This window comes from Streptomyces fungicidicus, from assembly GCF_003665435.1.
GTDB classification, from domain to species: Bacteria; Actinomycetota; Actinomycetes; order Streptomycetales; family Streptomycetaceae; genus Streptomyces; species Streptomyces fungicidicus.
The window spans coordinates 3,711,674-3,724,026 of the sequence record NZ_CP023407.1 but is presented as its reverse complement, the minus strand read 5'-3'; the positions used below and the strand labels follow the sequence as shown (position 1 = coordinate 3,724,026).

Below are 12,353 nucleotides of genomic sequence, written 5' to 3'. Positions count from 1 at the left end.
TCTTTCCACGGACCCGGCCACCCCGGCACTCCCAAACTCCCGCCCCTCACGGGGCAGTCAGGAGCAATCCCAGCATGTCTGAGAACGTCGTCCCCCTCCACAAGCACACCGACCCGCCCGCCGACACGGCGGCCGTGACCACCCTCACCGTGGTCCCCGACGCGCCGCCCGCCCGGCCGGTGCCGCTGTGGGTGCGCTCCGGGCACGCGGTGAAGACCGCCGCCACGCACGAGCGCACCCGGTCCGCCGGCCGCTCGCTGGCCCGGCACACCCTCTACACGTTCAACGGCGGGCGGATCGCGGCCCGTCGTGCATGGGACGGCCGCACCGGCTCCCGCTACGAGCGGATGATCCGAGCGGCGGAAGCCGCGGGCAACCTCGAGGCGGCGGAGGAGTGGGAGGAGCGGTTGCAGCGCTTCCGCGCCGCCCGCCACCACCGCCGCATGGACCTCCTTCACTCCCCGGTCGACGCCGCCAAGGGCGTCGCCGTGGGCGCGGGCATGAGCGTCGGTCTGCTGGTCGCCCTCGGCATCGTCATGGCCATCAGCACCGAGGACGCCGGACACGTCATCACCCCGCTGTCCGCCACCGTCGACTTCATCGCCCTGCTCATCCGCATCGTCCAGGTGGTGTGGGGCCCCGCGATCACGATCGGCCCGTTCCTCGCCCTGCTGGCCCTGTGGTCCGTGGGCCGCAAGCAGCACGCCGCCCCCGCCTGGGCGCTGCCCGCGAACGTCCGCACGGGGGAGGGTGAGCCGATCACCCCGTCCATCGTCGTCAAGGCCCTCCGCGACCTCGGAGTGCCCGCCCTGGCCCGCGCCATCAAGGAGATGGGCGACGCCGGCGCGTCCATGCTCGGGCCGATCACCATCGCCGGATGCGGCGTGGAGGTCGACGTCACGCTGCCCTCGGGGGTGTCGACGAACGAGGTGCAGAACAAGCGGCGCAAGCTCGCCGAGAACCTGACCCGGCACGAGCACGAGGTGTTCATCACCATCCCGACCGCCGCCCGCACGGTGCGGCTGTGGATCGCCGACTCCGGCGCGTTGGACGAGCCGATCGGCCCGTCGCCGCTGGTCACCGACGACACGATGACCGCCGACTACACCAAGGGCCGCGCCCCATGGGGCCAGGACCTGCGCGGCGACGCCGCCGCGCTGAGCCTGTACCAGCGCCACCTGCTCATCACGGGGTTGTCGAATCAGGGCAAGACCGTGGCCCTGCGCTCGCTGGCCCTGTGGCTGTCGCTGGACCGGTCGGTCCAGTTCCTCATGGGCGACCTCAAGGGCGTCGGCGACTGGGCCATGTTCGACGGACTCGCCACCACCCTCATCCAGGGCCCCACCGATGAGCACGTCATCCAGGTGACCGAGATGGTCGAAGGCGCGGTGGACGAGATGAACCGCCGCATCCAGGCCCCGCCCGGAACGACGTTCCCGCCGCTCATCGTGCTGGTCGACGAAGCGCAGGTCGCGTTCATGTGCCCGGCCAAGGACGCCGACAAGCGCCCCTACGGCGGCTCCAAGGCCAACTCCCGGTACTTCATGGCCGTCCGCAAAATCCACAACCAGGGGCGGGCGGTGAACGTGCTGATGTGGCAGGGCACCCAGGACCCCACCAACGAGAACCTGCCCAAGCTCGTGCGCGAGGGTGCGCACACCCGCGCGTCCCTCGCCCTCGGCACGGAGTCGCAGGCCCGCATGGCGCTGGGAGACAAGGCCGTCGACGGCGGCGCCGCGCCGAACTTGCTCCGGCCGGGTCTGGACCGGGGGACGCTGGTCGTCGCGTCCGACGGGATCACTATCCCGGCCGGACAGTCGTCCATCACGGTGCGCACGCACTACATCGACGACGACGCCGCCACCGCCATCACCGACCGGGCCAAGGCACTGCGCGACGGGGTGACCACCCTGCACGCCATCGAGCGGGACACCGACCACGACCCGCTCGCCGACATCGCCGCCGTCATCGGCGACGCGCCCCGCGTCCGCACCAAGGACGTCCTCGCCCGGCTCGCCGCACGCAACGCCGACGCCTACGGCGGTTGGTCGTTCCTCGACCTCAAGCGTGTCCTGGACGATGCCGGCGCCGGGCCGTACAAGTCCGACGGCGTGATGGTCGTCGCCCGCGACCGCGTCGCCCGCGCCCTCGCCGGCCGCGACAGCGAGGGTTCCGCTTCCGCCGAATGACGGCAGGGAGCCGAACCGCTGCGGGTCAGGGAGACAGGGAGAACTCCCTGAACCCCTCCCTGACCCGCCTCCCTGCATCTGACCTGCACGAATGATCGTCCAGGGAGGCAGGGAGGCACGCAGGCCACACCCCCGAACACCCCCTCCACACGGCACCCCCAAGGGGGTGCCTCCGCCTCCCTAACCATGCGCCGGAAGGGATTCCGCATGTACCCCGAACCCGTCCACCACGCGCCCACCGAACGGGCCGTCACCACCTACCAGCCCACCCCGATACAGCCCGCCGCCGTCCACCCGGCACCGGTCATGCCGGTGCAGCCGGGCACCGTTCCGGCGGTGGCGAGCGTCGTGCTGCCGGACGGGCGGATCGTCACCGGCTACGCCATCGACGCCGTCCGCCCGGAGCCGGTCGCCGCGAAGCCGGCCGTTTCCTGCACGGCGGTGAACGTCGCCCTCGGAGGCGTCGGGTTCCTCGCGGTGTGTGGCGGACTGCTGCTGCTCACCTCGTTCATCGCGGCTCTGACGGCGTTCATCGGTCAGCTCATCACCCTCGCGGCCGTCATCTTCGGCGGCTGGATCGCCGTCCAGGTGCTCGGAGCGGGCGGCCACAAGGGCGGGACCACGGTGAACATCCGCCGCGCGGTGTTCAAGCGCAACCACTTCCACGGCTAGCTACGCCAAGGGCGGCCCCCTCGTCTCGCCAAAGCCGCGGGGCCGCCCTTGCCCAACCAGCACCCGTCAAGGAACTGGAGACCTCCAGCATGACCCAAGACCCCCGATCCGCGCTGCTGCGCGCAGCGCTGGACGCCGCAGAACGCGGCTGGCACGTCTTTCCGTTACGCCCCGGCACCAAGCGGCCCGCCCTGCACGGTGAGAAGACGTGCACCGGCACCGGGCCGTGCGCGGCCGGCCATCGGAAGTGGGAGCAGCGCGCCACCACCGACCCGGACCGCATCCGGTCGGCGTGGTCGAAGGCCCCGTTCAACGTCGGTATCGCGACGGGCCCGTCGGGGCTGGTCGTGGTCGACCTGGACGTGCCCAAGGACAAGGGCAGTTCGGACGCGCCTGACGGCGCGGCAACCTTTGCAGCGCTCTGCGAGCGCGCCGGCCACACCGTCCCCGGTACCTACCGGACCCGGACCGCGAGCGGCGGAACACACCTGTACTTCACCGCCCCGGCCGGAGTCCGGCTGTCCAACACGGCAGGGAGCATCGGCCCGTTGGTCGACACCCGTGCGTGCGGCGGGTACGTCGTCGCAGCGGGCAGCATCACGACCGCCGGACCGTACGAAGCGCTGTGCGCCCCTGTGGCCGCTCCGCTGCCCGGATGGCTGCTGAGCATCCTGCGACCGGCCCCCAAGCCCGTACAGGCCCACACGGCCCCCGTCACGGGGCAATCACGCCGATACGCGGACGTAGCGCTTGCCAACGAGGTGCGGAACGTGGCCACCGCCGCCGACGGGACCCGTAACGCCACGCTGCTGCGCGCCGCCCGCGCCCTGGGACGGCTGATCGCATCCGGCGACCTCACCCGCGTCCAGGTCGAGCAGGCTCTTAGGGAGGCGGCGGCGGGCAACGCGACACAGCCGCAGCACTACTACGACGACGTGATCCGTCGCGGGCTGGACTGGTCCATCGCCCACAACCCCGCACGCGGGCGGGCGGCATGACCAACCCTCCCCCCTCTAAGAGCATCACCCGTACCCCGACCGGCCCGCGCGCCGCCGAACCGAGCAGCGCACGGCCGGCCGTGGGCGAGCCGAAAGGCGCCGCCCGTCAGGGCGTCGTCACTGCTCTTCCTCGCTCGAACCGGTTCCCCGCCGACGGAGCGCACCCGAGTGCCGACCCGACCCCGGAGCGGCCCGGTCTCCGCATCTACGCCCCGCCGGTCTACCGCCACCACTACGACGGGGCCCGCTGGTCCACACGGCACGGCGGCATCCCCACCGCCGCCTACGCCTGCCCCTGCGGGCACACCGGCACCGCCCGCGGGCAGGACGCCGTGGCCGCACTGGTCACCGAGTACGCCGCGCACAAGCACTTCTGCACCGGCACGCCCGCCCTGGGCACCGAACGGAGGAACGCCGCATGACCCCCACCACCATTGACGGGGCCGCGCTGCTGGACGAGGTGGAAGCCTTCCACCGACGGTTCAACGTCTTCCCCACCGAGGCCGCGTTCGTCGCCGTCGCCCTGTGGGACGCTCACGCGCACCTGCTCGACTGCTTCGACTCCACCCCCCGCATCGCCTTCCTGTCCCCCGAACCGGGGTCCGGCAAGACGCGCGCGCTGGAGATCGTGGAGACGCTGGTGCCGCAGCCCATGACGGCCGTCAACGCGTCCGCCGCCGCCCTGTTCCGGTCCGTCTCCGCCGGTACCGGCAAGCCGACCATCCTGTTCGACGAGATCGACACCGTCTTCGGACCCAAGGCCGGGGACAACGAGGAGTTGCGCGGATTCCTCAACGCCGGGCACCGCCGGACCGGGGTGACCTACCGGTGCATCGGCGACGGCGGACAGCAGACCGTTCAGGCGTTCCCGTCGTACTGCGCGGTCGCGGTCGCCGGTCTCGGCTCCCTGCCGGACACGATCCTGTCCCGCTCGGTCGTCATCCGCATGCGCCGCCGCGCGAGGAACGAGAAGGTCGAACCCTTCCGGGCCCGCATCCACGAGGCCGAGGGACACGCCCTGCGTGACCGGCTCGCCACATGGGCCGAGCAGGCACGCGACCGCGTCATGGGGGCGTGGCCGGACATGCCCGACGGGGTGAGCGACCGGCCGGCGGACGTGTGGGAACCCCTGCTCGCCGTCGCCGACGCCATCGGCGGCCACTGGCCCGACCGGGCCCGCGAAGCCTGCGTGACCCTGGTCAAGGCATCCAAGGTCAACGACAAAGGCAGTCTCGGGGTCCGGCTGCTGACCGACCTGCGCGACCACGTCATGGTCGGCATCGACCGCCTTCCCACCGTCGCCATCCTCGACCGGCTCAACGCCCTGGACGATGCCCCATGGGCCGACCTGAACGGCAAGCCGCTCGACAACCGGCGGCTGTCGCGGATGCTCGCGGAGTACATGACGGCCGACAACGAGCCGATCGCATCCCGCAACATCAAGACCGCCGGGAGCGTGCTGAAGGGCTACTACGCCACCGATCTGCACGACGCGTGGCAGCGCTACTGCCCCCCACCCCCGGAAAGTCCGCTACTTCCGCTACCGGGCACTGAAAACGCTGCCTGACCAGCCACAACGGGGTAGCGGCAAGCACCGAAACTTGCCGCTACCCCGCCGCTACCCATCCGCTACCGCTACCCCTTCCCGCTACCTCCCGCAGGCCCCTGACCTGCGCGGTAGCGGCGGTAGCGGAAGTAGCGCCCCTCAGAGGGACCCCCGACGGACAGTCCTAGAGGAGACCTTTCATGAGCATCGCCATCGTGGACGTCGCACCGCTCGCTGAGGCCGGCGACCCGGCCCCCGTTCTCCTGACCGTCGAGGAGGCCGCCCGCTGCCTCCGCATCGGTCGCACCACCTGCTTCGCCCTCATCCGCACCGGACAGCTGGAGTCCCTGACCATCGGCGGACTCCGGCGCGTCCCCGCCGACGCTCCGGCCGCCTACCTCGCACGCCGCCGCGCCGAGCAACGCGCTGCCTGATCACCTCGCACCGGGACGCCACCTCGCCATGAGGTGGCGTCCCGGCTGCTTCCTCACCTAACCCGAAGGAGCCCGCCTGTGGCGGAAGAGAAGAAGCGCACTCGGCAACCCAACGGCCGCAGCTCCATCTACCTGGGCAAGGACGGCAAGTGGCACGGCCGCGTGACCGTCGGCATCCGTGACGACGGCAAGCCGGACCGTCGTCACGTTGAACGGAAGACCCGCGCCGAGGTGGCCGCGGCTGTTCGTGAGTTGGAGCGCCAGCGTGACGCCAAGAGCATCCGGAAGGCCGGCCGACCGTGGACGGTCAAGACGTGGCTGACTCACTGGGTGGAGAACATCGCCCCGCTCGCCGTCAACGAGAACACGATGGTCGGGTACGGCGTCGCCGTGCGGAAGCACTTGATCCCCGCCCTCGGTGCTCACCGGCTGGACAAGCTCAAGCCGGAGTACATCGAGAACTTCTACGGGCGCATGGTGGCCGACGGCCGTAAGGCGGGGACGATCCACCAGATTCACCGCACGTTTCGGACCGCGCTGAATGAAGCGGTACGGCGCGGCCACCTCGCCCGGAACCCCGTCCAACTCGCCAAGGCGCCTCGCCTCAGCGAGGAGGAGATCGAGCCGTACACCGTCGAGGAGGTGCAGCGGCTGTTGCGGGCGGCTGACGCCCGCCGGAACTCCGCACGGTGGGCCGTCGCGCTCGCCCTCGGACTCCGACAGGGCGAGGCCCTCGGTCTCAAGTGGGCGGACGTTGACCTTGACCGGCGTGTCCTGATGGTCCGGCGGAGCCGTCGCCGACCGCGCTACGCCCACGGCTGTGGGGACACCTGCGGCAGGAAAGCCGGGTACTGCCCGCAGCGCCAGCGAACCAACCCGGAGACGGCCGATACGAAGTCTCGCGCTGGACGGCGAGCCGTGGGGCTGCCCTCACAGCTCGTAGACCTGCTGCGCACTCACCAGGCCAGGCAACAGGTCGAACGTGCGGCGGCTGGTGCCGATTGGACGGACGAAGGATGGCTCTTCGCTACGCCGACTGGGCAAGGCACATCGCCCCGGACGGACTACGACGACTGGAAGCAGTTGCTTGACGACGCAAAAGTCCGAGACGGCCGGCTGCACGACGCCCGACACACCGCCGCTACGGTCCTGCTGATCCTCGGAGTGTCGGAGCGAGCCGTCATGGGGCTCATGGGCTGGTCCACCACGGCCATGGCCGCGCGGTACCAACACATGGTGGACTCCGTCCGCAGCGACGTCGCCCGACAGGTCGACGGACTTATCTGGAAGCCGGACGGAGGCGCTCAGGGCGATGACGACGGCGTGGCAGGACCGCTCGTGATCTGACGAAACGGCAGGGGGCAGGGTGTGGTCCTGCCCCCATCACGCAGCGGTCACTACCTGGCACTGATCGATGAACCGCGCCACGATGCTGAACGTGGCCAACTGTTCTAGGGCCTCCTGCTCTGACAGCTCACCCATTTCGTGTGCTGCTGGATTGCGGAGCGCAAAGTAGGCTCCCTGGCCGAGCTGCAGGGCTCCGCGTTGCCGTGTTTGAACCCCTGGGTCTGACTGGTCCCCAGGTATGCGCAATCGGGGCTTACTCGGCTCCGGCGCCTTGTCGCTCAGAGCCTCTTGAATCAACTTCGCATCCGAGAGGTCCCGTCGGCTCAGCTTGTTCTGCAAGTGCGCGTTGATCGAAGTGGCCGCCGCGTGAACGGCAGCGCGATAGTGGGCTGACTCCCACAGCGTTCGAGCAGCATCCCAGACCCATGGATGCATCTGGTCGGCCAGCAGAGAGGGGGAATCAGGGGCTAGATGAGTGGCCCAATCCTCCATATCGGCCAGCATGCCGATGCCGCGTTGGACTGGATCCAGGTTGATATCCAGGCCGCCCCAGTCGCTTGTTGTGAGCACCGTGGTTTCCCCTGCGGGGAGACCCAACATGCTCAAGATCTTCATGACTGTGGGCTCAGCCTCGAACAGCCATCTTCGTTCCATGTCACCGGAGTCCTGGGCCTGCCGAACACTCCAGTACTGCTTAGCTGTTTCGTCAAACGAGACGAGCCGACGACGCATCCAGTCGCGATCCACTCACCGAGCGTAGATCGCGAGGTGTCGAGGGCGGGCAGCTTTTCGGGGATCGGGCAAGTGAGACGGAAACTGAGACGGAGTACAACGAGGGGCCCGGTCCATCGGACCGGGCCCCTCGTCTACCAGCGGTAGCGGAGGGATTTGAACCCTCGGTGACTTGCGCCACACTCGCTTTCGAGGCGAGCTCCTTCGGCCGCTCGGACACGCTACCGAGGGAGACCTTACAGCAAGGTGGGGCGTGGTTTGAAATCCGTATTCAGCGCTCCCGGAAGAACTCCGTGAGCAGCCGGGCGCACTCCTCGGAGAGGACGCCCTCGATCACTTCGGGCCGGTGGTTGAGCCGCCGGTCGCGGACGAGGTCCCAGAGGGAGCCGACCGCGCCGGCCTTCTCGTCGCGGGCGCCGTAGACGACCCGGTCCACCCGTGACTGCTGGATCGCGCCCGCGCACATCGTGCACGGCTCCAGCGTCACCACCAGGGTGCAGCCGGCCAGCCGCCACTCCCCGAGTTCCGCGGCGGCCCGCCGCAGGGCGAGCACCTCCGCGTGCGCCGTGGGGTCGCCGGCCGCCTCCCGCTCGTTGTGGGCGGCGGCCAGCACGGTGGTGCCGTCCGGGGCGAGCACGACGGCGCCGACGGGGACGTCGCCGCCCCGGACGGCACCCGCGGCCTCGTCCAGGGCGAGCCGCATCGCCGCCCGCCAGGGGTCGCGCACCGGTTCCGGCGGCCCGGAGGGCGGGGTGGCGGCCGGCACGGTCAGCGGACGGTCTCCAGGACCTCCGAGGCGCCCAGCACCTCGGCGATCCCGCTGACGGCGTCCTCGGTCATGGAACGCAGCTCCTTCTCGGCCACGCCCAGATCCTCCAGGATCCGCGCGTCGCCGACCGGTCCGCGCGGCACGGAGTCGGCGGAACCGGCGACCGCGGGGCCGTCGCCGGCGTCCTCGTCGTCCGGTTCGCCGTCCTCCGTGCCGTCGAGGTCGAGGGCGTCCAGGTCGGCGCCGTCGTCCCCGGGCTCACGGCCGAGCAGCTCGTCGGTGAGCAGGATCTCGCCGTAGCTGCTGCGGGCGGCTGCGGCGGCGTCGGAGATGTAGACCCGGGGGTCCTCCTCCCCGTCCACGCGGACGACGCCGAACCAGCCGTCGTCCTGCTCGATCAGCACGAGCACCGTGTCCTCGTCGGGAGAGGCCTCCCGTGCCAGGTCGGCGAGATCCGACAGGGTCTCCACATCGTCGAGCTCCGTGTCGCTCGCTTCCCACCCGTCTTCGGTGCGCGCGAGCAGTGCGGCGAAGTACACCGTGACTCTCCCACTGGTCATAGGCGTGCCGGTTGGAGGTCCCCCCGGCGGAGGTGTCGAGGGCGGGGAGACGGTGCTCCGGGTCCCACCCACTCGGAATCGTGGCAGAAACAATGCCGTCAGGGGACGTCTTCGGCTCCCTGTGTCCGGCAGTTTCGACCGCGGTGCGCCGAATGCGCCCACGAAGGACCCGCCGGCGCGACTGTCACCGCCACGTGCGGATCGTACGCGGAGCCACCCGGCGTCTGAGCAAGGGCACTTCGGCAAACGCGTCCGCGTGGCGCGATCTTCCCGCAGCCGGGTGGATTTTCCCGGTGCCGCCTACCAGCGGAACGTGCGCATCCGCATCGCGTGGCGCAGCCGGGCCGCCTTGGCGCGGCGCGGCTGGACCCGGTCGCGCAGTGCCCGTGCCTCGGCGAGTTCGCGCAGGAACCGGGCGCGGCGCCGTCGCCGCTCGGCCTCCGTCTCCGCCGGGTCGGGGGTTCCGCGCGGTGACGGAGCGTCTCGGTCGTCCTGCTCAGGCATCGGTTCACCACCCCAGTCCGTCCCTCCCACTTTCCCCCGGACGGGCGGTTTGACGCCAGCGAAGGAGTGACCGGGGTGCGGGGTGCTTGCCGTGTGCGGGGACGCCGGGCCTGCCGGGCCCGGTTACTGTTGACGACATGCGTCTCCACGTCGTCGACCACCCTCTGGTCGCCCACAAGCTCACCACGCTGCGCGACCAGCGCACCGATTCCGCGACCTTCCGCCGTCTGGCCGACGAGCTGGTCACCCTGCTCGCCTACGAGGCCACGCGCGACGTGCGCACGGAGCAGGTCGACATCCAGACGCCGGTGGAGCGGACCACGGGGGTCAAGCTCTCCCACCCGCGCCCGCTGGTGGTGCCGATCCTGCGGGCCGGTCTCGGCATGCTGGACGGCATGGTCCGGCTGCTGCCGACCGCCGAGGTGGGCTTCCTCGGCATGATCCGCAACGAGGAGACGCTGCAGGCCTCGACGTACGCCACCCGGATGCCGGAGGACCTCTCCGGACGTCAGGTGTACGTCCTGGACCCGATGCTCGCCACCGGCGGCACGCTGGTCGCGGCGATCCAGGAGCTGATCAGGCGCGGCGCCGACGACGTGACCGCCGTGGTGCTGCTGGCCGCGCCCGAGGGCGTCGAGGTCATGGAGCGCGAGCTGGCCGGCACGCCGGTGACGGTCGTGACGGCCTCGGTCGACGAGCGTCTGAACGAGCAGGGCTACATCGTGCCGGGCCTCGGCGACGCGGGCGACCGGATGTACGGGGCGGCGGAGTAGGACCCGCGCCCCGCGGTCCCGGCGGTTCGTCCGCCCTCAGCAGTTCTTCTTCGAGGTGGGCGCCGGCTTGGGCTCGGCCAGTACGGCCAGGGCCTTGTCGGCGTCCGCCTTCTTCGTCAGGGCCCGGAAGCCGTCGCCGATGATCAGGTCGACCTCGCCGCCCTTGCGGGCCGGGTCGGTACGGCGTTCGGCGCCGGCGAGCTGGGCACCGAGCACCGGCAGCGAGGTGTCGAGGGCGGCGGCGGGGCCGAGCAGCACACCGGTGCCCTTGACCTTCTTGTCGTACTCCTTGGTCGCGTTGGTGACCTCGCCGATCTTGAAGCCGCGCTTCTTCAGCTCGTCGGCGGTCTTCTGCGCGAGGCCGCTGCGGGTCGTGGCGTTGAGGACGTTGACCTTGATGGTCCCGGGCGCGGGCAGTGCCTTCGGGGCTGCCGTACGGCTCGCCCTGTCGGCGCAGGCCGCCTTGGTGCCGGCCGCCGACGCGGAGTCGCCGCCGCCGGTGAACACGTCGATGAGCTGGAGCGTTCCCCAGCCGCCCACGCCGAGCACGGCGACGGAGGCGACGGCCATGACGACGAGCCTGCCGCGCCGTCGGGGCCTGCGCATCCGCGGGTACCTGTCACCCGTGATCCGGTACTGGCCGCCCATGCCGGGAGGAGTGAGCATGCTCATGAGCGCAGCGTAGTGCGCTCCGGCGGCAATGCCTACCAGATGATCATCCGACTGGGTGCAGTCCAACCCGAAAGGGCCAAGAAGGGCCTCGGAAGGGGCCGTCGGACGTGCGTCAGTCCAGTTCGAGGACGCGGGCGTGCAGCACCTGGCGCTGCTGGAGCGCGGCCCGCACCGCCCGGTGCAGTCCGTCCTCCAGGTACAGGTCGCCCCGCCACTTCACGACGTGCGCGAAGAGGTCGCCGTAGAAGGTCGAGTCCTCGGCGAGGAGGGTCTCGAGGTCGAGCTGCTGCTTGGTCGTCACGAGCTGATCGAGGCGGACCGGGCGCGGTGCGACGTCCGCCCACTGCCGGGTGCTCTCCCGGCCGTGGTCGGGGTACGGCCGGCCGTTTCCGATGCGCTTGAAGATCACACGGAAAGCCTACCGGTCAACGCGTTCCGGGCGCAGCCATGGCGACGCAGTGCGACACCGAAAAGGCACCCGAATACGGGATGAAACGGGAACGCCGTTCTGGTAGGGCCGCCTACTTCCCCGAACCCCCCGCGGCCTTCGCCGACTTCGCGGCCTTCGTCGCCGCCTTCTGCTCCTGCTTGTGCGCCCGCACCTTGGCCAGCGACTCCGGGCCGGTGATGTCGGCGACGGAGCGGAAGGATTTCTCCTCGCCGTAGGCGCCCGCGGCCTCCCGCCATCCCGTGGGCCGCACGCCGAGCTGCTTGCCCAGCAGGGCGAGGAAGATCCGGGCCTTCTGCTCGCCGAAGCCGGGGAGTTCCCGCAGCCGCTTCAGCAGGTCCCCGCCGTCGGTGACGCCCCGCCAGACCGCCTCCGCGTCACCGTCGTAGTGCTCGACGAGGTAACGGCACAGCTGCTGGACGCGGCCCGCCATCGAGCCGGGGTAGCGGTGCACGGCCGGCTTCTCGGCGAGCAGCGCGGCGAACGCCTCGGGGTCGTACGCGGCGATCTCGTGCGCGTCCAGGTCCTCCCCGCCGAGCCGCCGGGCGATCGTCGCCGGTCCCTTGAACGCCCACTCCATCGGGATCTGCTGGTCCAGCAGCATCCCGGTCAGCGCGGCGAGCGGGCTGCGGCCCAGCAGCGCGTCGGCGTCGGGGTCCTGGGCGAGGTGCAGAGTGACGTCCATGCCCCGATGATCGCGCGTCGCGGC

Annotated in this window: 15 protein-coding genes and 1 tRNA gene; 8 read left to right on the top strand and 8 right to left on the bottom strand. The window is 70.8% G+C overall.

The features are described 5' to 3' along the window. The first annotated feature begins 74 nt into the window (after positions 1-74). From CNQ36_RS16905 to CNQ36_RS16875, 7 genes are all read left to right on the top strand, one after another. Positions 75-2,189, top strand: coding sequence for an FtsK/SpoIIIE domain-containing protein (locus CNQ36_RS16905; protein WP_121546618.1), 2,115 nt, complete (start codon positions 75-77; stop codon positions 2,187-2,189). Positions 2,190-2,396: 207 nt separating this feature from the next. Then, positions 2,397-2,861 (top strand): hypothetical protein, encoded by a 465-nt coding sequence (locus CNQ36_RS16900; protein WP_121546617.1) that lies wholly within the window; start codon positions 2,397-2,399, stop codon positions 2,859-2,861. An 89-nt stretch (positions 2,862-2,950) separates the two neighbouring features. Beyond that, positions 2,951-3,859, top strand: coding sequence for a bifunctional DNA primase/polymerase (locus tag CNQ36_RS16895; protein ID WP_121546616.1), 909 nt, complete (start codon positions 2,951-2,953; stop codon positions 3,857-3,859). Beyond that, positions 3,856-4,281: a hypothetical protein gene (locus tag CNQ36_RS16890; RefSeq protein WP_410177122.1), complete on the top strand. Its 426-nt coding sequence runs from the start codon at positions 3,856-3,858 to the stop codon at positions 4,279-4,281. Before CNQ36_RS16895 ends, CNQ36_RS16890 begins: the two co-directional genes overlap by 4 nt. Further along, the gene (locus tag CNQ36_RS16885) at positions 4,278-5,426 is read left to right on the top strand and encodes a DUF3631 domain-containing protein (RefSeq protein WP_121546614.1); all 1,149 of its coding nucleotides are present in this window, start codon (positions 4,278-4,280) and stop codon (positions 5,424-5,426) included. Before CNQ36_RS16890 ends, CNQ36_RS16885 begins: the two co-directional genes overlap by 4 nt. Before the next feature lie 179 nt (positions 5,427-5,605). Continuing rightward, positions 5,606-5,839, top strand: coding sequence for a helix-turn-helix domain-containing protein (locus CNQ36_RS16880; protein ID WP_121546613.1), 234 nt, complete (start codon positions 5,606-5,608; stop codon positions 5,837-5,839). A gap of 78 nt (positions 5,840-5,917) precedes the next feature. Then, entirely contained in the window at positions 5,918-7,186 is a 1,269-nt protein-coding gene (locus CNQ36_RS16875; protein WP_121546612.1) for a tyrosine-type recombinase/integrase, read from the top strand. A 36-nt stretch (positions 7,187-7,222) separates the two neighbouring features. Here the strand turns inward: CNQ36_RS16875 and CNQ36_RS16870 are convergent, their stop codons facing one another. The 5 genes from CNQ36_RS16870 to CNQ36_RS16850 form a co-directional block, all read right to left on the bottom strand. Then, positions 7,223-7,933, bottom strand: a complete 711-nt coding sequence (locus CNQ36_RS16870; protein WP_163013282.1) for a TIGR02391 family protein — start codon at positions 7,931-7,933, stop codon at positions 7,223-7,225. Positions 7,934-8,059: 126 nt separating this feature from the next. Further along, positions 8,060-8,144: transfer RNA gene (locus CNQ36_RS16865), tRNA-Ser, on the bottom strand. Between the two features lie 45 nt (positions 8,145-8,189). After that, positions 8,190-8,621, bottom strand: a complete 432-nt coding sequence (gene tadA / locus CNQ36_RS16860) for a tRNA adenosine(34) deaminase TadA (protein WP_121548488.1) — start codon at positions 8,619-8,621, stop codon at positions 8,190-8,192. A gap of 65 nt (positions 8,622-8,686) precedes the next feature. Beyond that, a complete protein-coding gene (locus CNQ36_RS16855) occupies positions 8,687-9,226 on the bottom strand; it encodes a tRNA adenosine deaminase-associated protein (protein WP_121546610.1) in 540 nt (179 codons plus the stop codon). Between the two features lie 321 nt (positions 9,227-9,547). Continuing rightward, a complete protein-coding gene (locus CNQ36_RS16850) occupies positions 9,548-9,751 on the bottom strand; it encodes a hypothetical protein (protein WP_004929478.1) in 204 nt (67 codons plus the stop codon). A gap of 137 nt (positions 9,752-9,888) precedes the next feature. Between CNQ36_RS16850 and upp the strand changes: the two genes are divergently transcribed. Then, on the top strand, positions 9,889-10,524 hold the full coding sequence (upp, locus tag CNQ36_RS16845; protein ID WP_004929481.1) for a uracil phosphoribosyltransferase: 636 nt from the start codon (positions 9,889-9,891) through the stop codon (positions 10,522-10,524). A 36-nt stretch (positions 10,525-10,560) separates the two neighbouring features. Here the strand turns inward: upp and CNQ36_RS16840 are convergent, their stop codons facing one another. The 3 genes from CNQ36_RS16840 to CNQ36_RS16830 all read right to left on the bottom strand — a co-directional run bounded on the left by CNQ36_RS16840 (position 10,561) and on the right by CNQ36_RS16830 (position 12,329). After that, complete coding sequence (locus CNQ36_RS16840) at positions 10,561-11,172, bottom strand: LytR C-terminal domain-containing protein (RefSeq protein WP_004929483.1); 612 nt, start codon at positions 11,170-11,172, stop codon at positions 10,561-10,563. A 136-nt stretch (positions 11,173-11,308) separates the two neighbouring features. Beyond that, positions 11,309-11,605, bottom strand: a complete 297-nt coding sequence (locus tag CNQ36_RS16835; RefSeq protein WP_004929488.1) for a type II toxin-antitoxin system VapB family antitoxin — start codon at positions 11,603-11,605, stop codon at positions 11,309-11,311. Positions 11,606-11,717: 112 nt separating this feature from the next. After that, positions 11,718-12,329: an HhH-GPD-type base excision DNA repair protein gene (locus CNQ36_RS16830; RefSeq protein ID WP_121546609.1), complete on the bottom strand. Its 612-nt coding sequence runs from the start codon at positions 12,327-12,329 to the stop codon at positions 11,718-11,720. Positions 12,330-12,353 lie beyond the last annotated feature (24 nt).

Bases quoted from the DNA above. Each gene is read 5' to 3' on its own strand.
- CNQ36_RS16905 (WP_121546618.1), top strand. From the start codon at position 75: ATGTCTGAGAACGTCGTCCCCCTCCACAAGCACACCGACCCGCCCGCC.
- CNQ36_RS16900 (WP_121546617.1), top strand. From the start codon at position 2,397: ATGTACCCCGAACCCGTCCACCACGCGCCCACCGAACGGGCCGTCACC.
- CNQ36_RS16895 (WP_121546616.1), top strand. From the start codon at position 2,951: ATGACCCAAGACCCCCGATCCGCGCTGCTGCGCGCAGCGCTGGACGCC.
- CNQ36_RS16890 (WP_410177122.1), top strand. From the start codon at position 3,856: ATGACCAACCCTCCCCCCTCTAAGAGCATCACCCGTACCCCGACCGGC.
- CNQ36_RS16885 (WP_121546614.1), top strand. From the start codon at position 4,278: ATGACCCCCACCACCATTGACGGGGCCGCGCTGCTGGACGAGGTGGAA.
- CNQ36_RS16880 (WP_121546613.1), top strand. From the start codon at position 5,606: ATGAGCATCGCCATCGTGGACGTCGCACCGCTCGCTGAGGCCGGCGAC.
- tadA (WP_121548488.1), bottom strand. From the start codon at position 8,621: ATGCGGCTCGCCCTGGACGAGGCCGCGGGTGCCGTCCGGGGCGGCGAC.
- CNQ36_RS16850 (WP_004929478.1), bottom strand. From the start codon at position 9,751: ATGCCTGAGCAGGACGACCGAGACGCTCCGTCACCGCGCGGAACCCCC.
- upp (WP_004929481.1), top strand. From the start codon at position 9,889: ATGCGTCTCCACGTCGTCGACCACCCTCTGGTCGCCCACAAGCTCACC.
- CNQ36_RS16840 (WP_004929483.1), bottom strand. From the start codon at position 11,172: ATGGGCGGCCAGTACCGGATCACGGGTGACAGGTACCCGCGGATGCGC.
- CNQ36_RS16830 (WP_121546609.1), bottom strand. From the start codon at position 12,329: ATGGACGTCACTCTGCACCTCGCCCAGGACCCCGACGCCGACGCGCTG.